This is a genomic window from Gordonia sp. i37 (assembly GCF_002043085.1).
GTDB classification, from domain to species: Bacteria; Actinomycetota; Actinomycetes; order Mycobacteriales; family Mycobacteriaceae; genus Gordonia; species Gordonia polyisoprenivorans.
In genome coordinates this window covers 1-26,235 of record NZ_MVPX01000377.1, presented here as the reverse complement: position 1 = coordinate 26,235, position 26,235 = coordinate 1, and the positions used below count along the sequence as shown (strand labels likewise).

Here is a 26,235-nt window from a genome sequence, read left to right as displayed (position 1 = left end):
GATCCCGCCGTTCATCCACGGCGGCTCGCAGTGGGCGGTGTTCCAGGCACTCTTCGGCGGCGGAAAAGCGGTGGTGTATCCCGATTTCGACGCGCACGCCGTCTGGGAGGCGGTCGGCCGGCACGGGGTCAACGTCATGTTCATCACCGGAGATGCGATGGGGCGCCCGATGATCGAGGCGCTCGGTCAGCGCGACTACGACACCTCCACACTCGTATCCGTGGCATCCTCGGCCTGCCTGTTCTCGCCGAGCATCAAAGAGCAGTTCCTCGAACGCTTCCCCAACGCCGTCATCATCGACGCGATCGGGTCGTCGGAGACCGGATTCGGCGGGATGGCCGCCGTCGTCAAGGGTGAGTCGCACGTCGGGGCGCCACGCGTCAACGCCGACAAGCAAACCCACGTGTTGCGCGAGGACGGCACACAGGTGGAGCCCGGCACCGGTGAGGTCGGGGTGCTCGCGCGCACCGGACACATCCCACTGCGCTACCACAACGATCCGGAGAAATCGGCCAAGACGTTCAAGGAGTTCAACGGGATTCGCTACTCCATCCCGGGTGACTTCGCCCGGGTCGAGGCCGACGGCACCATCACCATGCTGGGCCGCGGATCGGTGTCGATCAACACTGGCGGCGAGAAGGTCTATCCCGAAGAGGTCGAGGCGGCACTCAAGGCACACCCCGACGTCTTCGACACCGTTGTAGTCGGGGTCGCCGACGAGCGGTTCGGGCAGCGCGTCGCCGCGGTGATCGCCGCCCGTGACTCGGCGCGGCCGACGCTCGGGGAACTCGCCGACGTGGTGCGTAAAGAACTGGCGGGCTACAAGACACCGCGCAGCGTGTGGTTCGTCGACGAGATCAAACGATCACCCGCGGGCAAGCCCGACTACCGGTGGGCGGCGTCGGTCACCGAGAGCCGCCCGGCCGATGAGACAGCAGACACAGAGATCAAAGGGGCCACTCGATGAAGACGGAACTGGCAACACGATTCGGGATCGACTACCCGATCTTCGGATTCACACCGAGCCAGCATGTGGCCGCGGCGATCAGCCGGGCCGGCGGCCTCGGCGTCCTGGGGTGCGTGCGGTTCAACGATCCCGAGGAACTCGACGAGGTCCTCGAGTGGATGCACGACAACACCGACGGCAAGCCCTTCGGCGTCGACATCGTCATGCCCGCCAAGATCCCGACCGAAGGCAGTCATACCGACCTCGACTCGATGATCCCGCCCGAGCATCGCGCATTCGTGGAACGCACGCTCGACGACCTCGGTGTGCCGCCACTGCCCGACGGCGACCGGGTCAACGCCGGAGTACTCGGATGGCTGCATTCGGTGGCGCGTTCGCACGTCGACGTCGCGATGACCCACGCCGACAAGTACGGCCAGATCAAGCTCATCGCCAACGCCCTCGGGTCACCCCCCGCCGACGTCATTGCCGCCTCCCATGATCACGGTGTGTCGGTGGCTGCGCTGGCGGGTGCGAAAGACCATGCGCTGCACCATGTCGATGCCGGGGTCGACATCGTCATCGCCCAGGGATACGAGGGTGGTGGTCACACCGGCGAGGTGACGTCGATGATCCTGTGGCCCGAACTCGTCGACGCCGTCGGCGACCGGGCGCCGGTGTTGGCGGCCGGCGGTGTCGGCAGCGGCCGGCAGATCGCGGCCGCGATCGCCCTTGGCGCGCAGGGTGTCTGGATGGGAACCTACTGGCTCACCGCCGCCGAGTACAAACTCGGGATGCCCGAGGGGCAGGAGGGGCCGTCGACCGTCCAGCAGGCGCTGCTCGACGCGAGCTCGCGGGACACCGTGCGCCGGCGCATCTATTCCGGCAAACCCGCTCGACTGCTCAAGACCAAGTGGACCGACGCGTGGGACGCCCAGGGCGCACCGGAGCCGCTGCCGATGCCGCTGCAGAACATCCTCGTCTCCGAGGCGCACGCCCGAATCTCCGCGTCCAGCGACCCCGGGGTCGTGGCGATGCCCGCCGGTCAGATCGTCGGACGCCTCAACGCGATCACCCCGGTCGCCGAGCTGATCGCCGACATGGTCGCCGAATACGAGGAATCCGTCGCCCGGATGCAGAAAACATTGGAGGGGTAGCGCTTCGGTACGAAACCAGCCTTGGCGCAGGTGGTCTCGAGGCTCGCCGCACGCGGCTCGCACCTCGACCATCGATCTGTGATGCTCCACCCTACCTGCCCGACGGCCGTCCCACTCCGATGGTCGAGGTGCCGAGGAGCGCTAGCGACGAGCCTCGAGACCCCTTGTGCCGAAGTCATTCCGGGTCACGGTGGCACGCGCACCTCGACCATCGGGTGGGAATTATCGCTATGGAGTTGTCAAACAACAGATGCGGTCCCGGCCGGGCCGGGTGCAAGGAATCAGGTAGTGGGGCAGGGTAGGTCAGGCTGCGGTGTCGTCGAGTCGCATGGTGCGTCGGTGATACGACGGAACCGGCCGGCGTTTCGGATCCACGCTGGCGGGTGGGATCAACCAGGGGTGCCGGTCGAAGCCCATGATGATGTCCCACCCGTGGTGATGCACATCATCGTGGCAGCTGGTGCACAGCAGGCATCCGTTGTCGAGGTCGGTGGGACCACCATCGGCCCAGTGGTGCAAATGGTGTCCTTGGCAGCGCCCGGCGTGCGCGCCGCATTTGATGCATCCGCGGTCACGCACGAGTAGGGCTTTGCGTTGGCCGGGGGTGAAGAAGCGTTTTTCTTCGCCGACGCTGAGGGGCACCCCGTTGGGGTCGAGGATGATTTTGGTGATGGTTGTGTCGCATTATCTCACCGGATCTCGAGGCTCGCCGCACGCGGCTCGCACCTCGACCATCGATCAGGAGGGTTTGCTCGGTCATCGGGGAACGCGGTACGCGGTGTCAGCGCTCAGGCGCGGCTCGTGCAAAGGCGGATCTACGAGTTCGGTGCGCGTTCAGGGGCCGGGGTGGACGGATGTGGCTGGGAGGCTTGTTATCTCGCCGGGTCTCGAGGCTCGCCGCACGCGGCTCGCACCTCGACCAGCGGGGGAAGATGCGATCGAAGGACGTTTCGGCCTTCCCGTCCCGTGGCCCGTCTCATCCGGTGCTCGTCCCACCCCGGTGGTCGAGGTGCCGAGGAGCGATAGCGACGAGCCTCGAGACCTTTTGTGCCGACTGTGTTCTTGACCAGCTCGGACGTCAGGGCCGCTGATAACGGCCGTCGATGCGGACCCAGGTCGGCGGCTCGGTGGATTCCCGCAGCCGGCGCTTGAGGGTTTTGAAGGTGGCCGTCTCCGGTAGAGCGTCGACGACGCGAATCCGGTGCGGCCATTGCTTCGGCCCGAGATCGGTTTGTGCAGAGAGGAAATCGGTCAACTCAACCGGGTCGAGATCGCCGTCGGTCACCAGCACCGCCTCGATGTGGTCGCCGATCTCGACAGGGACACCGAAGACGGCGGCCTGGCGGATGCTTTGATGGCGCAGCAGAATTCGCTCGATGGGTCCGGTTCCCAGGTTCTCGCCGTCGACGCGCATCCAGTCGCCGAGGCGGCCGGCGAAGTGGAGGTAACCGGCGTCGTCGACCCAGGCCAGGTCGCCGGTGTGGTAGATGCCGCCGCGCATCCGCTCGGCGGTCGCGTCCGGGTCGTTGTAATAGCCGCTGAACAGGCCTGGTCCCGAGGTGTTCACGATCTCCCCGATCTCTCCGATACGCGTCGGTGCACCGGTGTCCGGGTTGACCACCGCTACGGGAGAGCGCATGGGGCCCAGCGCATCCGGGGGAGTACCGGGGGTGCGGGTGATCGCGACGCCACCCTCGGTGGAACCGAAACCGTCGACCACCCGGCAGCCGAAACGCGCGGCGAAGCGTTCCCGATCGGCCGCCGAGGCCTCGTTGCCGTACATGATGCGCAGACTCGACGACGCATCGTCGGGCGACTCCGGGGTGGCGAGGATGTAGTTGAGCGGCTTACCGACATAGTTGGCGTAGGTGACCCCGTGATGTCTCACGTCGGCAACGAATCCGCTCGCCGAGAACCTGCGGCGCAACACCATCGACGCACCGCCGGCCAGTGCCAACGACCATCCGGCGATCATCGCATTGGAATGGAACATCGGCATCGAGAGTCCGACGACGTCGTCTTGGCCGATCCCGAACCGTTCGGCGAGCATCACCCCGGCCGCGGCGAAGGTGCGTTGGGTGCACCGCACGGCCTTCGGGTCGCCGGTGGTACCCGAGGTGAAGATCAGCATCAGCAACTCGTCCGGGGATGCTTCTCGGGGAATCACCGGCGCCACCACGGAATCGGGCTCGGTGTAGCGGCTCACCCGGTGTACCGGGACATCGAGCGGCATGTCGGCCAACAATGGTGCGGTGTGGTCGTCGACGAGCACGAACCGACAGTCGGCGCGGGCGATATCGGCGGCCAGCGCGGCACCGCGCCGCGTGGTGTTGAGACCGACGATCACCAGGCCGTCGAGCGCGGCCGCGGCCACCAGGATGCTGAACTCCACGACGTTGTCCAGCAGCACCCCGACATGGGGAGTCGCGTTGTCGCCCAACTGATCGCGCAGACGCCGCGCACAATTCGCGGACCGCCGCAGGTGCTCCGCATACGATAAGAAGCCGCCCTCGTGCTCGATGCCACGGTCGTCGACATCGGTCAGCGCGAGCAACAGGGAGGTGATCGTCGCGGTCGACGACCCGAGGGCGACTGCGGCCGACGGCTCGGTCATCGGCCTGGTTCGGTCATCACGCCGGTGCCGCTGCCAACGCGTCCCCGATGGCGGCGAGCGTGACCGGTGCGGATCCGAGGGTGTACTCGTTCTGCTTGGCGCGCAGGAAGTACCGGTGGACCGGATGTGTGGTGTCCAGGCCGACTCCACCATGGACATGGACCGCGGTGTGTGCCACGCGATGTCCGGCGTCACATGCCCAGAACTTGGCGGTCTGTACCGCGACGTGCAGTCCACCGTCGTCGTTGTCCTCATCGGCGTCGGCGATCCGGGTGAACTGCCACGCCGCGGCGAGCGTGGTCAGCGACAGTCCCTGGGTGTCGATGTAGCCGTCGGCGAGTCGCTGGGCGACCGCCTGGAACGTTCCGATCGGCTTACCGAACTGCTCCCGCTCGACGGCATAGGCGGCGGTGAGTTCCAGTGCACGGGAGAGAGCTCCGGATTGATCGGCACACACCGCCAGGGTTGCGCGGTCAACGATGTCGGCGACGGTGTCCGCGCCACCATCCAACACGTGGTCGTCGTCGACGACCACGCCGTCGAAATCCACGACGAAGGTCGGCGTCTTCCCGGTGGCCGGAGTGGGGGTGAGTCCGATCCCCGCGGCGTCGGCGTCGACGACCACCGCGCGAACCCCGTCCGGCGACATCGCGTTGACCACGATCGCCGTGGCGGTGCCGGCATAGGCGACGTTGACCTTGGATCCGGTCAGGGCCCAGCCGTGTTCGGTGCGACTCAGCAGGGTCTGCGGATGATCGGAGCCGGTTCCGAGGTCCTCTTCGAGGGCGACGGTGAGCACGGCCGTGCCGGTCGCGGCATCGTCGACGAGACGCCCCCGAAGCGCTGCCGAACCGTGCGTGGCGATCGCGGGAAGTGCGGCGATGGCGTGCAGTCCGTACGGCACCCGGGCGAGTCCGCGGCCCAATTGCTCGGCGACGGTGATGGATTCGAGGATCGACTGGCCGGCACCGGCGTCGCCCGCGACCTCCGGCCCCACCTCGAGGCCGAGGAGTCCGGCCGCACCGAGTTCGCGCCACAGCACATCGTCGAGTGCGGCGTCGTCGGCCTCGAGCCGCGCCACGCGGTCGTCGGTGCTCACCTTCTCGGTGATGTCACGGGCGAGCCCGCGCAGGTCCTCGGTCACTTCGGGGAGTGTGAAATCCATTGTGCTGCTCTCGCGTCGGTGTGGGTGGGCGGCGATCAGCGTCGCTGATGGGGCAGGCCGAGGGCGGTCATCGCGATGATGTCGCGCTGGACCTCGTTGGTACCGCCACCGAAGGTGAGGATCAGCGAGGTGCGCTGGAACCGTTCGAGGCGACCCATCAGGTGCGCTCGCGGACTGCCCGCCCGAATGGTTGCGGCGGGACCGACGACCTCCATCAGCAATCGGTAGGCCTCGGTGGCGAATTCGGTACCGAAGACCTTGGTGGCCGAGGCATCGGCGGGGCTCGGCGCGCCACCGGAGCTGGCCGCGGAGGCGATCTTCCAGTTGAGCAGCTTGAGGAACTCGACCTTGGCGTGCACCCGCGCCAGGTTCTGACGAACCCATTCGGTGTCGACGAGGCGTTGTCCGTCACCGGTTTTCGTCTGCTGCGCCCAGGCCAGCGTCTCCCGCAGCGCGGTCTGGATCGGGGCGGCACTGCACAGTGCCACCCGTTCGTTGTTGAGCTGATTGGTGACCAGCGACCACCCGCGGCCCTCTTCACCGACCCGCGAACTGACCGGCACCCGGACGTCGGAGTAGTAGGTGGCGCTGGTGTCGACACCGGCCATGGTGTGCACCGGGGTGTAGGAGAACCCATCGGCGTCGGCGGGCACGATCAGCACCGAGATGCCGTGGTGGCGTTTGAGTCCACGGGCTCGCCCCTCGTCGGTGAGCGTCGCCGGGTCGGTGCGACACGCGAGCCAAATGTAGTCGGCGTAGGCGATCAACGACGTCCACATCTTCTGCCCGTTGATGACGTAGTCGTCACCGTCGCGCACTGCGGTGGTCCGCAGCCCGGCGAGGTCGGTGCCGGCGCCGGGCTCGGAATAGCCGATGGAGAAATGCAATTCGCCCGCGGCGATGCGCGGTAGGAAGAACGCCTTCTGCTCGTCGGTGCCATAGTGCATGATCGTCGGTGCCACCGAGTTGATCGTCAGGAAGGGCACCGGCGCGCCGGCGATCGCTGCCTCGTCGGTGAAGATCAGCTGATCCATCATCGAGCGGTTCTGGCCGCCGAACTCGGTCGGCCACCCCAGTGCCAGCCAGCCGTCGGCACCCATCTGACGCACCACGTCGCGGTAGGCGTCGCCCTCGCCGAGTTCACCGTCGCCGCCGGTGAGTGCCGCCCGCCGGTCCTCGGTCATCAGATCGGTGAAGTAGGCGCGCAACTCGCGCCGCAGCGCCGATTGCTCGTCGGTGTAGGCAATGCGCATGGGTGGACTCCGTCGTGGATCGATCGGTGGGGGACTCGCCAATATCTGAAACACGTTCTAACCTGTTTGGCACAGCCCGTCAACCAGCGGGCACGCTGAGGAGGAGCGAGTCGATGCATATCAAGGCAGATTTCGACCTGTGCGAATCGAACGCGATCTGTGTCGGGATGGCACCCGACATCTTCGATCTCGATGACGACGACTACCTGGTCATTCTGAAAGACGAGGTACCGGAGGGCCGCGAAGAGGAACTACGTCAGGTCGTCGCCAACTGCCCCAAGTCGGCGCTGTCGATCGAGGAGGGAATTTCGCCGAAACCGCCCCGGCTTGACGCCCCGACCGGTTAGCGTGTTAGAACAGGTTCTAGTTCTTGTTCACACCGCGTTCGGCTGGAGGGGTTGGCAGTGGCTGCTGGATCGTTGGAGGGGCGTGTTGCGGTGGTCACCGGCGCGGGTGCCGGTTTGGGTCGCGCCGAGGCACTCGGACTCGCCGGACACGGTGCGACGGTCATCGTCAACGACCTCGCGAACGCGCTCGACGCGAGCGATGTGATCGACGAGATCACCGCGTCCGGGGGTACCGCGGTACCGGTGCCCGGCGACATCTCGGACTCGGCCACCGCCGCCGAGATCATGCGCACGGCAACCGCCGAGCTCGGCGGGCTACACATCGTGGTGAACAATGCCGGGGTCGTTCGCGACAAGATGCTCTTCAACCTCACCGACGACGACTGGGATCTGGTCATCCGGGTCCACCTGCGCGGTCACTTCCTGCTCACCCGCAACGCCGCCGCCCACTGGCGAGCCGAATCCAAGGCAGCCGGCGGTCCCGTCTACGGGCGCATCGTCAACACCTCCAGTGAGGCCGGATTGCTCGGCCCGGAGGGCCAGGCGAACTACGGCGCGGCCAAGGCCGGCATCACCGCGCTGACCATGTCGGCGTCACGGGCGTTGGGCCGCTACGGGGTTCGCGCCAATGCGATCTGCCCACGGGCGCGCACCGCGATGACCGCGGGGGTCTTCGGTGACGCACCCGGCGACGGTGTCGATCCGCTCTCGCCCGATCACGTCGTCCGGCTCGTCACCTACCTCGCCGGCCCGGACGCCGATTCGGTCACGGGGCAGGTATTCGTCGTGTACGGTCCCCGAGTCATGGTGATGGCCGCGCCCACTGTGGATGAGGTCTTCACCGCGGAGGGGGATGCATGGGACGACGGGGATCTCGCCAAGACGCTGAGCAGCTATTTCGCCGACCGCGACCCGCGTCGGACGTTTTCGGCCCGCGACCTGATGTCCTGACCGGTTGTTGTGGGTCAAGTGTCCTAGTATTGACCGAACCCAGTGATATGTTGCGCGTGAGTTCCAAGGCTTGAGGAGTGCTGTGCTGAGCAGGCTGGCGGGACCCCTCGATGGGGTGGGCGACTTCGTCGCACTCGGGGTGGACTCGGTCCGGGAACTGTTCCGCCGGCCATTCCAATGGCGGGAAACGGTCGAACAGTCCTGGGCCATCGCCCGTGTGTCGATGGTGCCGACGCTGCTCGTCGCGATCCCCTTCACCGTGCTGGTGAGCTTCACCCTCAACATCCTGTTGCGCGAGATCGGTGCGCAGGATCTCTCGGGCGCGGGTGCCGCCCTGGGCACGATCACCCAGATCGGCCCCATCGTCACGGTGCTCATCGTCGCCGGTGCCGGGGCGACAGCGATCTGCGCCGACCTCGGTGCCCGCACCATCCGCGAGGAGATCGACGCGATGAAGGTGCTCGGCATCAACCCGGTGCACCGCCTCGTCGTGCCCCGCATCATCGCTTCGACCGGTGTCGCCATCCTGCTCAACAGCCTGGTGTGCACCATCGGCATCGGCGGCGGGTTCGTCTTCTCGGTGTACCTGCAGGACGTCAATCCCGGTGCGTTCATCGCGAATCTGACGCTGCTCACCGGATTCGGCGAGCTGATGATCTCGATGGTCAAGGCGGCACTGTTCGGCCTGTTCGCCGGCATGGTCGGGTGTTATCAGGGACTCAACGTCAAGGGCGGCGCGAAAGGTGTCGGCGACGCGGTCAACGAGACCGTCGTCTACTCCTTCATGGCGCTGTTCGTGGTGAACGTCGTGGTCACCGCGGTCGGGCTGAAGGCGACGGCGGGGTAGAGCGATGGTACTTCCGTTCACCACCCGGCTGCGCACCGCGCGCGTTGCGGTCAAGCGCGCAGGCGAGGACTGGAACCAGATCGGCGATCAGGCGCTGTTCTACTGGGACAGCGTCGTGTCGATCCCGCGTGCGGTCCGCCTCTACAAGAAGGAGACGCTGCGGCTGATCGCCGAGATCTCCATGGGTACGGGCGCTCTCGCGATGATCGGCGGCACCGTCGTGGTCGTCGGCTTCCTCACCCTGTTCACCGGCGGCACCATCGCCGTGCAGGGCTACAGCTCGCTGGCCAACATCGGTGTCGAGGCGCTCACCGGCTTCTTCTCCGCGTTCATCAATGTGCGCATCGCGGTCCCGGTGATCTCCGGCATCGCCCTGGCCGCGACGATCGGGGCCGGTGCCACAGCACAATTGGGCGCGATGCGGGTCAGTGAGGAGATCGACGCCCTCGAGACCATGGCCATCGCCTCGATCCCGTACCTGGTGAGCACCCGCATCGTCGCCGGGATGATCGCGATCATCCCGCTGTACTCGCTGGCCTCGTTGGCCTCCTTCCTCGCCAGCCGGTTTGCGACGGTGTTCATCTACGGACAGTCACCCGGCGTCTACGACCACTACTTCGACACCTTCCTCATCCCGTCGGACATCCTGTGGTCGTTCGTGCAGGCCATCTGCATGGCGATCGCGGTCATGCTCATCCACACCTACTACGGCTACAACGCGACCGGCGGTCCCGTCGGCGTGGGCGTGGCGGTCGGCAACGCGGTGCGCGCGTCGCTGGTCGTAGTCGTCGTCATCACCCTGCTCACCTCGTTGGCCATCTACGGGTCCGACGGCAAGTTCAATCTGGCGGGCTGAGGGATGGCGAGTCGACAGGGACGCAGTAACTGGGTACGCAAGCTGGCCGCGGTCATCATGGTGGGCGGGCTGATCGCGATCATCGCCGCCGCCTCCGGGTCGTTCCTCGGTTGGTTCGCCTCCACCGAGCGGGTGACCCTGCAGGCGCCGCGTGCCGGCCTGGTGATGAGTCCCGACGCCAAGGTGCGCCTACGCGGGGTGCAGGTGGGCACGGTCAAATCGATCACCGAGACCGGTGACCACGCGGTGCTCGCCCTCGACATCAACTCCGATCAGATGTCGCAGATCCCCGGCAACGTGACCGCACAGATCAAGTCCAACACCGTGTTCGGGGCCAAGTCGGTGTACTTCGAGGTGCCGACGACGGGACCGAGCGGACAATTGCAGCCCGGCCAGAACATCGACGCCCAACACGTCGTCGTCGAACTCAACACTGTCTATCAGCAGTTGGTCGCGGTACTCGCCGACATCCAGCCCGACAAACTCAACGCCACCGTCGGCGTGGTCAACACGGCATTGTCCGGCCGTGGCGCCGACATCGGCAATTCGCTGGGCACGCTGTCGGGGCTGCTCGGCAAGACCAATCCGCATCTGCCCGAACTCGACGAGCTGATCCGCCAGACGGCCACGGTGACCAATGTCTACGGCGATGTGATGGGTGATCTCATGCGCACCATCGACAACGCGGTGTACACGGGGAACACGTTGCGCGACAACGCCTCCAACTTCGATGCGCTGTTGATCAACGTGACCGGCATGGCCAACACGATCAACAACGACGTCCTGGCCCCGTCGAAGGCCGACCTGATGGCGACGCTGTCCCAATTCGACCCGGTGTCACAGCTTCTCGGATACCAGTCACCGGGTATCTCGTGCTTCCTGCGCACCACGGCGATCGGTGCCGACATGGCCAAGCCCTACGAGGGCGGTGAGAACGGCATGTTGAAGCTCTACGCCGGATTGCTGCCGGGCAAGGAGCCCTACACCTATCCGAACAGTCTGCCGCGGGTCGACGCCCAGGGCTCTCCGACCTGCGCGGGCGGGCTGAGTAATCCCAACACGACCGAGCACTCGAAGTTCTACGTGACCGACAACGCGCCGGTGCCCTACCAGCCGCGGATGACGCCGAAGGTCAACCGGGAGAAGCTCTTCCAGCTCTTGTTCGGGGAGCCCGACCTTGGATAACCGCGCACGCGCGTTCCGCGCGACCGTCATCAAACTCGGCGCCTTCGCCATCGTGATGGTGCTGGTGTTCATCGGACTCGTCGTCGTGTTCAGCAACTACCGGTCCGGCAGCTCCGACGACTACCGGGCGCTGTTCACCAGCGCCTCGCAGATCAAGTCGGGCAGCAAGGTCAAGATCGCCGGCGTCGAGGTGGGCTCGGTCGACAACGTCTCGTTGACCCCTGACAACGAGGCGCTGGTGAAGTTCTCCGTCGACGACCAGTACAAGCTGCCCAAGTCGGTGCGCGCGCTGATCCGTTACGAAAACCTCACCGGCGACCGGTATCTCGAGTTGCAGCAGGGACCCGGCGACCCCGACGACACCCTCGCGCCATCGGATGAGATCCCGGCCTCGCAGACCGAACCCGCACTCGACCTCGACAAGCTCCTCGGCGGGTTCAAACCGTTGTTCCGCACCCTCGACGCCAACGAGGTCAACGAACTGTCGACCTCGCTGGTGGCCGTCTTCCAGGGGCAGGGTCCGGCGCTGAACAAACTGCTCGCCGACACCGCCTCGTTCACCAACGCCCTCGGTGACCGGGATCAGTTGATCGACAGCGTCATCGACAACCTGAATCAGATGCTCGGCACCCTCGACGGCGACCGCGGTGGCCTCGACGCCAGCCTCGACCAGATGCAGATGCTCATCACCGGACTGTCGGCGCAGCGCGGCACCATCGGCAACTCGCTGACCCAGACCGCGCAGGTGACCGACGGACTCGCCGACCTGTTGTCGTCGACCCGCCCCGGACTCAAGTCCACCCTGACCAGCATCGGCGTCGCCTCGGACAATGTGCTTGCGGCCGAACCGTTCCTGCGGTCGCTGCTGCCGCGCCTGCCCAACGACTACAAGATGCTCTCGAATCTCGGTAGCTATGGCGCCTGGTTGCAGATCTACTTCTGCCGGATTCGCCTGCTGCTCAGTGGTCCGGACGGCAAACAGTATTTCTTCACCTCCAACGACGTCATGGGGGACACCACCAAGGCCGGGGGGAGGTGTTCGTCGCAATCATGAGTACGTCGGGAACGAGTAGGGGTCCGTTCGGGAATCTGTTCCGCAGCAATCGGTCCGGGTCGGATGAGGCCGATGTCGCCCGTGAGAACAAGCGTGGCGGGCGGACCCGCAGGCAGATCGGTCTGATCGGCATCGTGGTGACCGCGATGGTGGTCGTGGTGGCCCTTCAGATGGACAAGCTGCCGCTGATCTCGCCGATCAGCACCTACACCGCCTACTTCGACGACGCGGGCGGTCTGGTCACCGGCGACATCGTGACCGTCGCCGGGGTCGACGTGGGCACCGTGGAGGGTATCCGCCTGGCGTCGACCGACGCCGGAACCAAGGCCGCCGTCAGTTTCCGGATGAACGACACGGTCTCGATGGGTTCCGACACCCAGGCCGCGATCAAGACCGAAACCGTGCTGGGCCGACGGAATCTGACGATCCTGCCGCACGGGACCGGGCGGATCGAGCCGGGTGGGGAGATCCCCAACCGCAACACCGTCGCCCCGTACTCGCTGACCGACGCCCTCGACAATGCGACCGACACCCTCTCGCAGACCAACACCGCCGAACTCAACAAGGCGCTCGACACTCTGTCGGTGACGTTCTCGGCCACCCCGGACCAGGTCCAGGGCGCCGTCGACGGTGTCGCGAAGCTGTCCAAGGCGGTCGCCGACCGCGACAACGCGCTGCGTGAGCTGCTGGCCAAGGCCTCCGGTGTCACCCAGGTCATCGGTGACCGCAGCAAGCAGCTCAACCAACTGCTCCTCGACGCCAACATGTTGCTCGGCGAGCTTCAGTTCCGGCGTGCGGCGATCGCCCAGCTCATCAGCGGCACACGCGATGTCGCCGCGCAGATCAGCGGATTCATCAACGACAACAACGCCCAGCTGACGCCGGTGCTCGACAAGTTCAACAAGGTGCTCGACATCCTCAACGACAACGAGAACAACCTCAAGGAGACCGTCGACCGGCTCGGCCCGTTCGCCAACGCCCTCGGCGAATCGGTCGCCAACGGACCCAACTTCGACTCGCTGGTCGGCGTCAGCACCTTCGGTGACTACACCGCCACGTTCATGAAGGTGCTGCAGCAGAAGTACCCCGAAGTCGCGCAAGCCTTCTCGTATTCGGGATTCCCGTTGCTGCCCAACGCGTGGAGCCAGGCACCGGGCGCCAACCCCCCGCCCCGCACGCCGGTGCCCTCGCCGACGATTCCCACCCCGCCGCCCTCGACCCCGACGACCAGGCCAGGTGGTTGAGATGACCGGACGTCTCGGAATCGGCAAGCGCGCATGGCAGATCATCGCGTTGCTGGTGCTGCTCGTACTGCTCGTGGTGGCCGGGTACATCGGCTACAACCGGGTCACCAACACCCGGCTGACCGCCTACTTCGCCACGACCACCGGCCTCTACAACGGCGACCCGGTGCGGGTGCTCGGCGTCAACGTCGGTCACGTCACCTCGATCACCCCGCGCAGCGGTGACGTCAAGGTCGAGATGGATGTCGATCGCAGCGTCAAGATCCCCGCCGACGCACGTGCGGTCGTCGTCGCCCAGAGCCTGGTGTCGGGCCGCTTCATCCAGCTGACCCCGGTGTACTCGTCGGGCCCGCAGATGACCGACGGCACCGACATCCCGATGGAGCGGACCGCCGTCCCGATGGAGTGGGATCAGGTCAAACAGCAACTGCAGCGACTGACCGATGCGGTCGGCCCCAACGGCGCCGACCCGGGTGCCGCGGCGCGCGCCATCGACGTCGGCGCGCAAAACCTCGACGGCGCAGGGCAATCCATCAACAGCTCGATCACCCAGCTCTCCGACGTGATGGGAACGTTGGCGTCGGGGCGTGATGATCTGTTCACCACCATCCGCAACCTGCAGAAGCTGACCGACGCACTCTCGTCGAGTCACGAGCAGATGGTGCAGTTCAACGGACGCATCGCATCGGTCTCGAGTGTGCTCGCCGACAACACCGATCAACTCAACGGTGCTCTGCACAACCTGGATTCGGCGATGACCGACGTCCAGAACTTCATCAACACCAACCAGAACTCGTTGACCGGCGCGGTGTCGCGACTGGCGCAGACCACCGGCATCCTCGCCGCCAAGGACGAACAGATGCGCGGGCTGCTGCATTCGGCGCCCAACCAGCTCGCCAACTTCTACAACATCTACAACCCGCTGACCGGATCGTTGTCCGGGGGGTTCGGACTCGGTATGGGCAACAACCTGATCACCCTGCTGTGCGGCACGATGGAGGCCAACAACCGGCCCGGCCAGAGCCAGGTCGACATCGACAAGTGCGTCGACACCCTGGCACCCGTGTTGCAGTCCATCGTCGTCGCCTACCCACCGTTCATGTCCAACCCGGTCAACGGCATCAACGCGACACCCGGCCAGGTGACCTACCAGAACGCCGACGTGGCCGCGCGCGCCCAGCAGGGCATCCGAAACCAGGACGCGGCGACCCGGCGCGCCGACGGTGGCGGGCCGCTCGCCGACCTGCTCGTCCCGTGGGGCGGTGCGGGCTGATGCGCCGACTGCGGTGGCGTGACCTACGCCTGACCCTGCTCGTCGCCACGGTGACGGTGCTGGCCTCGGCGTGCGGCTTCAACGGCGTCAACAGCCTGCCGGTACCCGGCGCGCAGGGCACCGGCGACGGTTCGTACAAGATCAGCGCCGTCATCCCGAGCGCTGCGGGCCTGACCAACAACGCGCCCGTGCTCATCGACGACGCCACCGTCGGCAGCATCGGGTCGATCAGCGTCGCACCCGGCTGGAACGCCAAGGTCGACATCCGGCTCAACCCGGGCGTGAAGGTGGCCGACGGATCGCACGTGATGGTCGGGATGACAAGCGTGCTCGGGTCGACCCACCTCGAGATCGTGGAGCCGACGGGTACCGCCACGGGCTACATGCAGCCCGGTGATCAGATCCCGCTGCCGAAATGCCCGAAGGTCGACAACATCGCCCAGCCGACCGAAACCGCTGTCGCCGATATCAATTCGGCCCAACAGGTGGCCGGCTGCAACTATCCGACCACCGAGCAGGTCCTCAGCGCGTTGTCGGTGGTGCTCAACGGTGGTGGGCTGTCGCAGTTCGGCGACATCGTCCACGAGATGAGCCAGATCTTCGACGGCCACGACCAGCAGATCCGGGCCCTGATCCCGCAGCTGACCACGCTCGTCGGCGACCTGAACAACCAGACCGACAACATCATTCGCGCCGGCGAGGGTCTCGACCGGCTCACCGTCGCGGTCAATCAGCAGACGCCGACGCTGCAGAAGGCGTTGCGCGACGGCCCGCAGATCCTCAAGCTCCTCAACGATCAACGCCAGCAGTTCGTCAACGCGCTCGACGCGGTCGGGCGTCTGTCGTCGACGACCAACGACGTCCTCGATGCGAATTCGCAGGACATCAAGACGATCGTGGCCAACATGGCCAAGGCCTTCCAGGGTCTGGCCGCCGCCGGTCCGGCGCTGCCGGGCTCGCTGCGCCTGCTTCTCACCTTCCCGTTCCTGGAGGAGGAGATCCCGACGATGGTCAAGGGCGACTACATCAACTCCGACCTCGTCCTCGACCTCACGATCCCCAAGCTGCAACGCAGCATCCTGCGGTCGGTCGGCGTCGTCGGCCCCGAGGGCGTCACCGGCCAGCCCGCCGGCGCAGCCGGACGCGGTCTCAACCCGTTCACCTCGCCGCTGCAGCCGGGTGACGAAACCCGCTCGGAGAACGCCCCTCCCATTCCGGCCACCCAGAACACCCCGGGATCGAACGGAGGCGGCAACTGATGAAGATCACCCGTTTCGTCCGCATCCAGCTGATCATCTTCGCGATCGTCACCGTCATCGCGATCGTCGCGATGGCCCTGTTCTACGTGCGCATTCCGGCGATGTTCGGGGTCGGGCGGTATGCGGTGACCCTCCAGTTGCCCAACACCGGTGGGCTGTATGAGAACGCCAACGTGGCCTTCCGCGGCGTCAACGTCGGCAAGGTCAAGTCGGTGCGGCTCACCGAGAACGGGGTGGCGGCGACCCTGTCCATCGATAGTGGCACCAAGATCCCCACGAATTCCGCGGCGTCGGTGCACAGTGTGTCCGCGGTCGGTGAGCAGTACGTCGAATTCACCCCGCCCACCGGCGATTCCAGCTCCGACTACCTCGCCGACGGTGCGACGGTGTCGACAACCGATGTGCCGGTGGAGATCTCGTCGGTCCTCGACCAGGCGACCGCCTTGCTCAATCGTGTCGGCGACGCCAATCTGCGCTCACTCATCGACGAGGCCTTCGACGCGTTCAACGGCACCGCCGAGGACCTGCGGCGCCTGATGGACTCGATGATCCTGCTCGTCGACGACGCCGACAAGAACTCGGACGTGACCATCGATCTCGTCAAACAGGCGGGACCGTTGATGGCCACCCAGTCGGCCACCGCCGATCAGATCCGGGCGTGGACCGCCGACGCGGTCAAGGTGACAGATCAGTTGCGCGCCAACAACCCCGAGATCACCGACCTGCTTCAGAAGGGGCCCTCGGTGGCGTCGTCGGCGCAGAAGCTGTTCGCCTCGATGGACCAGTCGCTGCCCCTGTTGCTGGCCAACCTCAACACGGTGTCGAAGACGACGGCGGTGTATCTGCCGAACCTGCAACAGGTCCTGGTGATCTATCCGCGTCTGATCGACACCCTGCTGACCGCGTTGAACGCCGGCGACCCGCGGTACGGCCCGAGCGTCGAATTCTCGCTGGGTTTCCAGGATCCGCCGCCGTGCACCATCGGCTACCTGCCGCCGTCGCAGTGGCGCAGCCCCGCCGTGCAGACCGCGCGCGACCTGCCGCCGGGCATGTTGTGCCGGGTACCGCAGAACTCGCAGATCGCCGTGCGCGGCGCGCGCAACTTTCCGTGTGCGGAATTCCCCGGCAGGCGGGCCCCGACCCCCGAGGAATGCCGCACCGGGTACAAACCGATCAGCAATCGGGTGGTGCCGTTCCCCAACGGCATTCCGGGCATCCTGCCCGCGCCCGCCGGATATGTCACGCAAGGGACGCCGACCGAACAAGAGGACGGACCCGCGGTCTACGGCGCCACGTACGATCCGGAGTCGGGTGACTTCATCGGCCCCGACGGACGCACGTACAACGCCGGCACCGGCACCGACAACAATCAGCAAGGACAAGGCAGCACATGGCAGAGCCTGATCACCGGAGCGGTGGACGCCCAGTGACGCCGGCTTCGCAGGCCCGGACCCCGGTCCGGTCGGCGCCACTGCGCCGACGTCGTACACCGACCAAGCCCGACGAGGCGCCGGCGATTGACACCGCGCCGACCGACACCGCGCCGACCGACACCGCGACGCCCGAGCAGCCGTCGCCCGCGGTGAACCTGACCAAACCCGAGCGCACCGGCCCGGTGGCCGACCCGGACGAGTTGGTCTCCTCCCTGAGCTATCGCGAGCGGCGTCAACGCCGGATGGCTGCCGCCCCGGGTGGCGACGATGCCGCACCGGTCACCAAGGTGTCCGCGCTGCGGGCGCGGTCGGATCGCTCGATCCTGGCGTGGGTCGCGACGGGACTCGCGGTGATCGTCATCGTCGGATGCCTCGTCGCCTCGTCGGTGTTCGCGATCGCACTCGGACGCATCGACCATCAGCGGAATCTGCGCGCCGAGTACTCCTCGTTCGCCCAGTTGATGACGGTCACGATGACCAGTCTCAATCCGGGCAACGTCGACTCCGCGATGAAGACCATGGCGGACAAGACCAGCGGCACCGCCCAGCAACGACTCAACGAGTCCATGGGGCAAGCGGTCTCGCTCATCCGGGACCAGAAACTCGACGTGCAGTCCACCGTCATCAGCGACGCCGTCACCAAGGCCGACGATGACGAGGGCACGGTGATCGTCGTCTACGGCTGGCAGATGAAGCCGACGGATCCCAAGGAGCAGACCATCGTCCAGACCTTCCGGTGGCGGGTCGACATCACCCGGATCAACGGCGAGCTGAAGATGACCGATTTCGAGTGGGTGACGTGATGCGGCTCTCGGTTGCACAGGTTCTCGCGGGCGTCCTCGCGTTGCTGGTCGTGGCATCGGTGGCGCTCGCCGGGGTACTCGGCTACCGCTACCTCGACGCCCGATGGACCGAACAGGCCCGGGACTCGTCGCTGGATGCGGCCAAGTCGTACGCCACCACGATGTTCGGCTACGACCCGGGCAACGTCGAAGCCCACGTCAACAGTTCGAAGTCGGTGGTCACCGGCGCCGCGAAGTCCCAGTACGACAAGCTGATCACCAATCCCGTTCAGGGACAGAACATCGACTTCGTCGAGGGTGTGAAGAAGCAGCAGGTGGTTTCTCAGGCCGTCATCCAGGACGCCGGGGTGGTCACCAACACCCGCGACTCCTCGACGGTCCTGATCTTCATGAATCAGTCGGTCAGCCGTGGCGGCAAGGATCTGGTGCGCGTCGACCCGAGCCGGTTGACGTTCGCGATGGTCAAGCAGGACGGTCGCTGGATGATCCAGAACATCGACGTCATCACCGACGACTCGTTCCGCAGCCGGATTCAGCAGGTGTCGACCCCGCCGCCCGGAGCGGTACCGTTGCCTGGACCGAGTGATACGTCCACCCCGGAGTCCCCGGGCCCGGAATCCTCGGCTCCGGCATCCCCGGCACCCCCATCGAGTGCGCCCGCGCCATCGGTGGTGCCGACCCCGTAAACCCAGGGAGGCGACGCGATGAGCGATCACATTCTGACCGATGACCAGATCGCCGCCCTGACCTCCGAGGACCGCCGCGATCTGATCGTCCGTCTGGCCCGCCCGCTCGACGACGTGTTGCCGGATCCGGTCAAACGTAATCGGATTCGACGTGCCCGCATCGGGCTCATGGCCGGTGGTGCGATCGGCCTGATCCCGTGGATCGTCTTCCTCGGGTTGAGTCTTCCGGTCGACTACGTCGCCCACAACTGGTCGATCACCTGGGTCGGTTTCGACGTCCTGCTCGTCGCGATGATGGCCACCACCGCCGTCCTGGCGTGGCAGCGCCGGCAGATGCTGGTGCTCGCCGGCTTCGCCACCGGACTCCTGCTGATCTGCGATGCATGGTTCGACATCATGACCGCCGCACCGGCCGACCGCTGGATCTCGTTGCTGACCGCGGCCTTCGCGGAACTCCCGCTGGCGGCCCTGCTGATCGTCGGCACCATGCGATTGATCCGCCTGACCGGGGTGCGGCTCTGGCTCATCGAGCCGCACTCCCGGCTGTGGCATCTGCCGATGCTGTTCACCTGAGTTGCGCGCGGGCAACCCGGGCGTCACCGGCTACTGCGCGGGTTCGTACCCCATCGGCAGCATCGTCGACTTGTGCTCGACGAAGGACTCGAGTCCCTCCGGCCCGCATTCGCGACCGATACCGGAGTTCTTGTAGCCGCCGAACGGTGATCCGGGATCGATGGCGTAGAAGTTGATGCCGAAGGTTCCGGTGCGGATCCTGCCGGAGATCTCGATGCCGCGTTCGACGTCGGAGGTCCACACCGACCCGGCCAATCCGTAGTCGGAGTCGTTGGCGATCGCGATGGCCTCGTCGACGTCGTCGTAGTCGATCACCGAGAGCACCGGGCCGAAGATCTCCTCCTGGGCGATCGTCATGTCGTTGGTGACGCCGGTGAAGATGGTCGGTGTGATGAAGTGGCCGCCGTCCAGATCGGCGGGGCGGGTGCTCTCCAATGCCGCTGTGGCCCCGGCCTTCTTGCCGGCCGCGATGTATCCCTCGATGCGTTGCAGTTGGCGCTCGCTGATCACCGGGCCGAGCTGGACCTCGGGATCGGTCGGCAACCCGACCTTCATCGCCTTGGCCGCCTCGACCATCGCCGAGACGATCTCGTCGTGGCGACTGCGTGGCACCAGGACGCGAGTCTGCGCGACGCATGCCTGTCCGGTGTTGAACAGCCCCAGGAACACCAACATGCCGATGTTGGCGAGGTCGACGTCGTCGAGGACGATGGCCGCGGACTTGCCGCCGAGCTCGAGGGAGCAGCGCTTGAGGCTCTGCGCGCAGGCCGCTCCGATCGCCTTGCCCGCCGCGGTCGAACCGGTGAAGGTGATCTTGTCGACGTCGGGGTGATTCACCAGGGCTTCGCCGGTGGCGGTCGCGCCGGGCACCACCGAGATGACGCCCTCGGGTATGCCGGCCTCGGTGAAGATCTCCGCGAGCAGGTTGGCCGTCATAGGTGTCTCCGGTGCCGGTTTGAGCACCGCTGAGCAGCCGGCGGCCAGTGCTGCCCCGAACTTGTTGCACACCAAGAACAATGGGACGTTCCACGCGGTGATCGCACCGACCACGCCGACGGCTTCACGGGTGACCAGCGTGGTGCCGAACAATCCGGTGCGGTACTCCTGCCACGGGTACTTGCGCGCGGCGTCGGCGTAGGCCCGCAGCACACCGGTTCCGGGCAGCTTCTGCAGCATGTCGATGGCGCTCGGCGGGGCGCCCATCTCGGCGGAGACCACGGCGCCGATCTCGTCGAAGCGGGCGTCGATCAGGTCGGCGACGCGCTCGAGGACCTCGGCGCGCTCGGCGGCCGGTCGCGCCGACCACACACCCGAGTCGAATGCGGCGCGCGCCGTGCGTACGGCGGTGTCCACATCGGTCTCGTCGGCCAGCGGTACCGATCCGACGCGTTCGCCGGTGGCCGGGGAGTAGACCTCGAGAGTCTCGGTGGAATGCGGTGCGACCCAGGTGCCTCCCAGGTACAGGCTGGTCTGGTCGCCCCCGACGCGGGTGCCGGCCTCGACGGTCTCGGTCATGACAGATGCTCCCTCGGTCCTGCGGGCACTTCGCCGGACATGGCGAGGCGCGCGTGTGAAATGCCTTCACCACCGATACTAGAACACGTTCTAATTGTCTACGTTCTGATTGCCGCCGATGGTTTCGACGGACCAGCTCAGGCGCCGAAGCGGATCCGGGCTTCCATGGTCGCCACGGCCTCGTCGAACACGTGGCACCGGGTGGGATAGTCGGCAGCCTCGAGCAGTTCCTGGCGGTCGGCCGGCCCGATGGGTAGCCGCGCCGCCCAGCCGAAGACGCCGACGGTGGCCAGGTCGGCGGCGTCGAAGAGCGGGACGTCGTCGTCGAGGGGAACCCCGCGCGCGGCGAACGACTCCTCGACCAGTTGGCGCACGCGCGCGCCGATTCCGGTGAGTCGCCGCACCGACGCGTCGTCGAGCGACGGTTCGGACAGCGGGCGGATGACGGCTCGCGGATACGGGTCGTCGGAGAGCCAGTCGACGACCCGGAACCGCCAGGTCCCGGTACACGAGATCAGGGCCTGACCGTCGGGTTCGGTGACGGCGGTGTCGATGTCGGCGAAGGTGCCGACGTCATGCCGGACGTCGCCGCCACCGACCTCACGGCCGCGTGCGATCAGCACGACACCGAAACCGGACAGCGATGCGTCGCCGCCGAGACAGTCGTGCAGCATCTGCCGGTAGCGCGGCTCGAAGATGCGCAGCGGCAGGCTTTCTCCCGGGAGCAGCGCGGCCCCGAGCGGGAACATCGGCGCCGGGCGCGGTTGCGCGCCGGCGAAGTGTTCGGGTCCGGTGGGCGTCAGGAGCTCGGCTTGGCGTCGAGGACCACCTCGAACTCGAGGAGGTCGGCTCCGGAGGCGACGGGCTTGGCACGCTCCCCGGCGTGTGCCTCGCGAGCCGGCCCGGCCGCCCACGCCTGGAAGTCCTCCTCGGATTCCCACTGGGTGACCACGAAGTACCGGTCGTCACCCTTGACCGGGCGTAGCAACTGGAATCCGAGGAAGCCTTTCGAGCCGTCGACCGCGTGGGCTCGGTGGGCGAAACGCTTCTCGAGTTCGGGCCCGGCGCCCTCGGGGACGTGGATTGCATTGATCTTCACAACAGCCATGGCACAAAGCCTAGACCCCGCGGCGAGTCCGAATCGCAGGGCGAGCCGGGTAATCTCGTCGGTTGTGACGCGAGGTGTGGCCGACGGGGAGATGCTCGACCGGGGGCTGCTCGACTACGGAGGACTCGGCGCCGACGAGCCGGCTCAGGGAGTGGGCCCGATCGTGCTCGTGCACGGTCTGATGGGCCGGGGCCGCACGTGGCGTCGGCAGGTGCCGTGGCTACGGCGCTACGGTCGGGTCTTCACCTTCGACGCGGCGTTTCACACCGGTGCCCCCGACGCCGTTCTCACCGATCCGGGCCAGGTGTCGACCGAGCGGTTTGCCGCCGACCTCGCCGAGATACTCACCTGGATCGACCTGGGTCCTGCTGTGCTGGTTGGTCATTCGATGGGCGCGCTGCACTCGTGGTGTGTGGCCGCCCGGTACCCGGAGTTGGTGTCGGCGCTCGTGGTGGAGGACATGGCCCCGGATTTCCGCGGCCGCACCACCGAGAACTGGACCCCGTGGTTCTCGTCCTGGCCGGAGCGGTTCGACTCACCTGCCGAGGCGGTCGCGATGTTCGGTCCGGTCGCGGGTCGCTACTTCTATGAGGCCTTCGACGACGGACGGCTGCACGGCGACCTGGATACCTGGACCGCGATCGCCGACGAGTGGGGTCGGCGGGACTTCTGGGCGCAGTGGTGGAAAGTCGGCGTACCGAGTCTGGTGATCGAGGCCCAAGCCGGCGTCACCCCGCCCGGTCAGATGCGAAAGATGGCGTCGGGCAATGACTTCGCGACGTATTTACTCGCCACCGGGGCCGGTCATCTGATCCACGACGACGCACCCGACTTCTATCGTGGGGCCGTCGAGGCGTTCCTCTCGGGTTTGTCGTCGCGGTTGCGGTAGAGGGCCGCGCAACGCCGACGCCCGCCGCCACCGTGAGGTGACGACGGGCGTCGGCGTTGATGAAAGGGCGGTGCGGAGAGGGGCTTTCGCCTACACCGGCGCCGGAGCGACATAACCACCGGTCAACCGGCGGTAGCAGTGCGCGTAGAACAGCTGCCCGAGCGGCCACGTCACGATCAGGCCGATGTAGCAGAGGATGGTGCCGATGTAGGAGAGCACGTAGGCGACCACGAGCGTCAACAGCGAGTTCGACACCGATGAGCGCGACAGGTTGGTCGATGCGCTCATCGCGGCACCGAGGCCGAGCTTCTTGTCGATGACGAAGAAGATCGAGAACTGCAGCAGGAAGATCGCGATCAGACCGGGAATGATGCAGAGCACCAGGCCGACCGCGGTGATCAGGCCGACGACGATGGCGGTGCCGACAACCGGGCCGAAGCGATCCGGCTTCAGGAAGGTCGCCACGGAAACCGGCTGACCGTCGGCCACGCGGAGCGCGCCGGTGATCATCGACGCCGACAGATACATGATGGCGACGAAAACGACCACATACAGCACGATTCCGAGGAGCAGGCCACCGGCTCCGAGGCTGCTGGTCGTCACCTGGTAGGTGCCACCGTAGCCATTGTCGTAGGTGGTGGTCGTTGAGGACACCGCGAGGATCACGAAATAGACCGCGGCGATGACGCCGCCAATGAGGAACATGATCAGTCCCGGCACGATCATCGGTCCGGGGTTGGCCTTGAACTGGGCCCACGCCCAGCTCAGCGCCTCACCGATGTTTACCTGCTGCGGAGCACCCGTCGGTGTCCCGGGGGCTCCGGGTACCCCGGCGCCGGGTGCACCGTACGGCGGGGGCGCGGCGCCCGGCGGCACCGCGCCGTATCCGCCTGCCGGAGCACCGGATTCGGGTGCACCATAACCCGGCTGCTGTCCGTACGGCGGGGGTTGCTGACCGTATCCGGGAGGCTGCTGTCCGTAGGACGGGGGCTGCTGTCCGTAGCCCGGCGGCTGCTGCGGGGGTGGTGTCTGCCCGTACTGCGTGGAGCCGTAGGGATCGGGGGTTCCCGGGCCCTGCGGATTCGGCGGACCGTATCCGGGCTGTTGCGGCTTTCTGAAGTCAGGACCCTCGTTGGGCGGCTCTGTCATGGGGGACAAGTTAGCAGGTGAAAGCCGCAATCAGGTGAAGTTGCGCCCACGGTGTCATCCGGTCTGTAGAGATCTGTCCTCCGAAGGGTGGAGACGCTCGCCGACGTCGGAATCGGCCTCTCACGATCCCTCACCCGCCAGGCAGTACCGACCGTCGGCGGTGAGTTCGACGAGCCCGTCGGTGAGCAAGGAGTCCAGCGCGCGATCGCGCTGGGATGTGTCGGTGATCCACACCGCGTCCAGCCGTGTCCGATCGACCGGAAAATCGTTGTCGCGCAACACGTCCAGGAGCAGTCCGCGAACCTGGCGGTCGGTACCGGCGAACTTCTGCACCCGACGACGCGGGCCGACATGGGCGGGCCGGCCCAGCGTCACCCACGCACAACCGGTGATGGGGCAGTCGTCACAGCGCGGGTTGCGTGCGGTACACACCAACGCACCCAACTCCATCAGCGCCGCCGAATAACGGGGCGCGGTGCGTGCGAACGATCCACGCGGCGTCCGCGGGAGCAGGGCCTCCGCATCGGCGAGATCCGAGCGCGACGGATTGCCCGGCTCGGCCCGGCCGTGCACCGCCCGCGCGATGACCCGGCGCACATTGGTGTCGACGACGGGCACCGCCTGTCCGTAGGCGAAACAGGCGACCGCGCGTGCCGTGTAGTCGCCGATGCCCGGCAGGCTCAGCATGGTGGCGACGTCCTCGGGGACGCGGTCATCGTGGTCGGCGGCCAGCACCTTGGCGCATTCGTGCAGACGCAGCGCGCGCCGGGGATAGCCGAGCTTGCCCCAGGCGCGCAGCACGTCGGCCGGACTCGACGCCGCCATCGCCGACGGCTTGGGCCAGCGCTGTACCCATTCGGTCCACGGGCCGATCACCCGGGACACCGGGGTCTGCTGCAACATGATCTCGCTGATGAGGATCTGCCAGGCCGGAAGCCCGGGAGCACGCCAGGGCAGATCGCGTTCATGGCGATCGAACCATGCGAGAACGGTGGTTGGTGGCAGACTGGTTCCCATGATCGGACTCACCCCGAAACGTGCATGGCAGGTACTCCTGGAGGGCAACCGGCGCTTCGTCGCCGGAGAATCGCAACATCCCAGCCAGGGTATCGAGGACCGCCACCGCCTCGCCGGCGGGCAGAACCCGCACGTCGTGCTGTTCGGATGCGCGGATTCACGCCTGGCCGCCGAGATCATCTTCGATCAGGGCCTCGGCGACATGTTCGTCGTTCGCACCGCCGGTCACGTCCTCGACTCCGCGGTCCTCGGCTCGCTCGAGTACGCAGCGGAGGTCCTCGAGGTGCCGCTGATCGTGATCCTCGGTCACGACAGCTGCGGTGCGGTCAAGGCGACCCTCGACGCGCTCGACGACCTGCAGATCCCCGGCGGGTACATCCGCGACGTCGTCGAACGGGTGACGCCCAGCATCCTGGCCGGCCGCAGCGAGGGCCTGACGCGTGTCGATGAGTTCGAGGCCAGGCACGTCGTGGAGACCGGTCAGCTGCTGATGCAGCGCAGCCGGATCATCGCCGACCGGGTCGCCGCGGGAAAGCTGGCCATCGTCGGGCTGACCTACGCCCTCAGCGAGGGCGCTGTTCAGCTGCGCGGGGTGTACGGCGATATCGGCGTGAGCGGTCAGGCCGTCCTGCCCGTCCAGCACACCGAACTCCCCGACGCCGAATCGGCCTAGACTCCGTGGCCGTGGTGCGCGCGTGATGCCCGTTACCTCACCGGCCCCGTTACCTCACCGGCCCCGCAAGTTTCATGCGACACGCCGACCGACCTCGCCGAGGGCGGTCGGCGGGGCCGTTAGCGTTGGGGCGTGATCGAACCGCAAGGGCCACTCCCACCCGAAATCTATTGGCGACGCCGCATCGTCGCCGGTGGAGTGCTGGTGGCTGTGCTCGCCCTGGTGGTCGGGCTGGTCG

General features: G+C 66.7%; 25 protein-coding genes and 1 pseudogene. 17 read left to right on the top strand and 9 right to left on the bottom strand.

The genetic code is table 11. From position 1 onward, the window contains the following. Both B1964_RS18570 and B1964_RS18565 read left to right on the top strand, forming a co-directional pair. Positions 1-967 (top strand): AMP-binding protein (locus tag B1964_RS18570; protein WP_139765791.1); only part of this gene is annotated, 967 nt, incomplete at its 5' end. Continuing rightward, positions 964-2,103, top strand: coding sequence for a nitronate monooxygenase family protein (locus tag B1964_RS18565; RefSeq protein WP_079930801.1), 1,140 nt, complete (start codon positions 964-966; stop codon positions 2,101-2,103). The genes B1964_RS18570 and B1964_RS18565, both read left to right, overlap by 4 nt. Positions 2,104-2,406: 303 nt before the next feature. Here the strand turns inward: B1964_RS18565 and B1964_RS18560 are convergent. From B1964_RS18560 to B1964_RS18545, 4 genes and pseudogenes are all read right to left on the bottom strand, one after another. Beyond that, positions 2,407-2,787 (bottom strand): annotated as a pseudogene (locus tag B1964_RS18560) (HNH endonuclease signature motif containing protein); the annotation flags it as partial. 394 nt (positions 2,788-3,181) lie between these two features. Beyond that, the gene (locus B1964_RS18555) at positions 3,182-4,717 is read right to left on the bottom strand and encodes an AMP-binding protein (protein WP_079930799.1); all 1,536 of its coding nucleotides are present in this window, start codon (positions 4,715-4,717) and stop codon (positions 3,182-3,184) included. A 16-nt stretch (positions 4,718-4,733) separates the two neighbouring features. After that, a complete protein-coding gene (locus tag B1964_RS18550; RefSeq protein WP_079930798.1) occupies positions 4,734-5,882 on the bottom strand; it encodes an acyl-CoA dehydrogenase family protein in 1,149 nt (382 codons plus the stop codon). A 35-nt stretch (positions 5,883-5,917) separates the two neighbouring features. After that, a complete protein-coding gene (locus tag B1964_RS18545; RefSeq protein WP_079930797.1) occupies positions 5,918-7,135 on the bottom strand; it encodes an acyl-CoA dehydrogenase family protein in 1,218 nt (405 codons plus the stop codon). 113 nt (positions 7,136-7,248) lie between these two features. Between B1964_RS18545 and B1964_RS18540 the strand changes: the two genes are divergently transcribed. The 13 genes from B1964_RS18540 (at position 7,249) to B1964_RS18480 (ending at position 19,646) form a co-directional block, all read left to right on the top strand. Then, positions 7,249-7,482, top strand: a complete 234-nt coding sequence (locus tag B1964_RS18540) for a ferredoxin (protein WP_079930796.1) — start codon at positions 7,249-7,251, stop codon at positions 7,480-7,482. Positions 7,483-7,539: 57 nt separating this feature from the next. Beyond that, positions 7,540-8,433, top strand: a complete 894-nt coding sequence (locus B1964_RS18535; protein ID WP_006371994.1) for a 3-oxoacyl-ACP reductase — start codon at positions 7,540-7,542, stop codon at positions 8,431-8,433. Between the two features lie 82 nt (positions 8,434-8,515). Then, positions 8,516-9,280: an ABC transporter permease gene (locus B1964_RS18530; protein WP_006371995.1), complete on the top strand. Its 765-nt coding sequence runs from the start codon at positions 8,516-8,518 to the stop codon at positions 9,278-9,280. Between the two features lie 4 nt (positions 9,281-9,284). Beyond that, positions 9,285-10,136, top strand: coding sequence for an ABC transporter permease (locus B1964_RS18525; RefSeq protein WP_006371996.1), 852 nt, complete (start codon positions 9,285-9,287; stop codon positions 10,134-10,136). 3 nt (positions 10,137-10,139) lie between these two features. Beyond that, positions 10,140-11,321, top strand: coding sequence for an MCE family protein (locus tag B1964_RS18520; protein ID WP_079930795.1), 1,182 nt, complete (start codon positions 10,140-10,142; stop codon positions 11,319-11,321). Continuing rightward, a complete protein-coding gene (locus B1964_RS18515) occupies positions 11,314-12,375 on the top strand; it encodes an MlaD family protein (RefSeq protein ID WP_079930794.1) in 1,062 nt (353 codons plus the stop codon). The genes B1964_RS18520 and B1964_RS18515 overlap by 8 nt, the downstream gene beginning before the upstream one ends. After that, complete coding sequence (locus B1964_RS18510; RefSeq protein ID WP_172398890.1) at positions 12,372-13,619, top strand: MCE family protein; 1,248 nt, start codon at positions 12,372-12,374, stop codon at positions 13,617-13,619. Before B1964_RS18515 ends, B1964_RS18510 begins: the two co-directional genes overlap by 4 nt. A 1-nt stretch (position 13,620) precedes the next feature. Further along, a complete protein-coding gene (locus tag B1964_RS18505) occupies positions 13,621-14,892 on the top strand; it encodes an MCE family protein (RefSeq protein ID WP_079930792.1) in 1,272 nt (423 codons plus the stop codon). Next, the gene (locus B1964_RS18500; RefSeq protein ID WP_014361497.1) at positions 14,892-16,151 is read left to right on the top strand and encodes an MCE family protein; all 1,260 of its coding nucleotides are present in this window, start codon (positions 14,892-14,894) and stop codon (positions 16,149-16,151) included. The genes B1964_RS18505 and B1964_RS18500 overlap by 1 nt, the downstream gene beginning before the upstream one ends. Continuing rightward, positions 16,151-17,581, top strand: coding sequence for an MlaD family protein (locus B1964_RS18495; protein WP_014361496.1), 1,431 nt, complete (start codon positions 16,151-16,153; stop codon positions 17,579-17,581). The genes B1964_RS18500 and B1964_RS18495 overlap by 1 nt, the downstream gene beginning before the upstream one ends. Next, entirely contained in the window at positions 17,578-18,387 is an 810-nt protein-coding gene (locus B1964_RS18490; protein ID WP_079930791.1) for a hypothetical protein, read from the top strand. Before B1964_RS18495 ends, B1964_RS18490 begins: the two co-directional genes overlap by 4 nt. Beyond that, positions 18,387-19,073, top strand: a complete 687-nt coding sequence (locus B1964_RS18485; protein WP_172398889.1) for a hypothetical protein — start codon at positions 18,387-18,389, stop codon at positions 19,071-19,073. The genes B1964_RS18490 and B1964_RS18485 overlap by 1 nt, the downstream gene beginning before the upstream one ends. Positions 19,074-19,091: 18 nt before the next feature. Then, positions 19,092-19,646 carry a hypothetical protein gene (locus B1964_RS18480; RefSeq protein ID WP_079930789.1) on the top strand — a complete coding sequence of 185 codons (555 nt, stop codon included), beginning with the start codon at positions 19,092-19,094 and terminating at the stop codon, positions 19,644-19,646. Positions 19,647-19,676: 30 nt separating this feature from the next. On the opposite strand, the gene B1964_RS18475 is transcribed toward B1964_RS18480, so the two are convergent. From B1964_RS18475 to mhuD, 3 genes are all read right to left on the bottom strand, one after another. Next, the gene (locus B1964_RS18475) at positions 19,677-21,161 is read right to left on the bottom strand and encodes an aldehyde dehydrogenase (protein ID WP_079930788.1); all 1,485 of its coding nucleotides are present in this window, start codon (positions 21,159-21,161) and stop codon (positions 19,677-19,679) included. 137 nt (positions 21,162-21,298) lie between these two features. Then, entirely contained in the window at positions 21,299-21,910 is a 612-nt protein-coding gene (locus tag B1964_RS18470; protein WP_079930787.1) for an LON peptidase substrate-binding domain-containing protein, read from the bottom strand. 50 nt (positions 21,911-21,960) lie between these two features. After that, positions 21,961-22,269, bottom strand: coding sequence for a mycobilin-forming heme oxygenase MhuD (mhuD, locus tag B1964_RS18465; RefSeq protein ID WP_006372008.1), 309 nt, complete (start codon positions 22,267-22,269; stop codon positions 21,961-21,963). Between the two features lie 76 nt (positions 22,270-22,345). Between mhuD and B1964_RS18460 the strand changes: the two genes are divergently transcribed. Beyond that, entirely contained in the window at positions 22,346-23,158 is an 813-nt protein-coding gene (locus tag B1964_RS18460; protein ID WP_079930786.1) for an alpha/beta hydrolase, read from the top strand. A gap of 90 nt (positions 23,159-23,248) precedes the next feature. Here the strand turns inward: B1964_RS18460 and B1964_RS18455 are convergent, their stop codons facing one another. Both B1964_RS18455 and B1964_RS18450 read right to left on the bottom strand, forming a co-directional pair. Then, positions 23,249-24,307, bottom strand: a complete 1,059-nt coding sequence (locus B1964_RS18455; protein WP_253194059.1) for a hypothetical protein — start codon at positions 24,305-24,307, stop codon at positions 23,249-23,251. 120 nt (positions 24,308-24,427) lie between these two features. Then, entirely contained in the window at positions 24,428-25,324 is an 897-nt protein-coding gene (locus B1964_RS18450; protein ID WP_079930784.1) for an A/G-specific adenine glycosylase, read from the bottom strand. On the opposite strand from B1964_RS18450, the gene B1964_RS18445 reads away from it, so the two are divergent. Further along, positions 25,323-25,997, top strand: a complete 675-nt coding sequence (locus B1964_RS18445; RefSeq protein WP_079930783.1) for a carbonic anhydrase — start codon at positions 25,323-25,325, stop codon at positions 25,995-25,997. The two genes, B1964_RS18450 and B1964_RS18445, sit on opposite strands and share 2 nt — an antisense overlap. Positions 25,998-26,235: the final 238 nt, after the last annotated feature.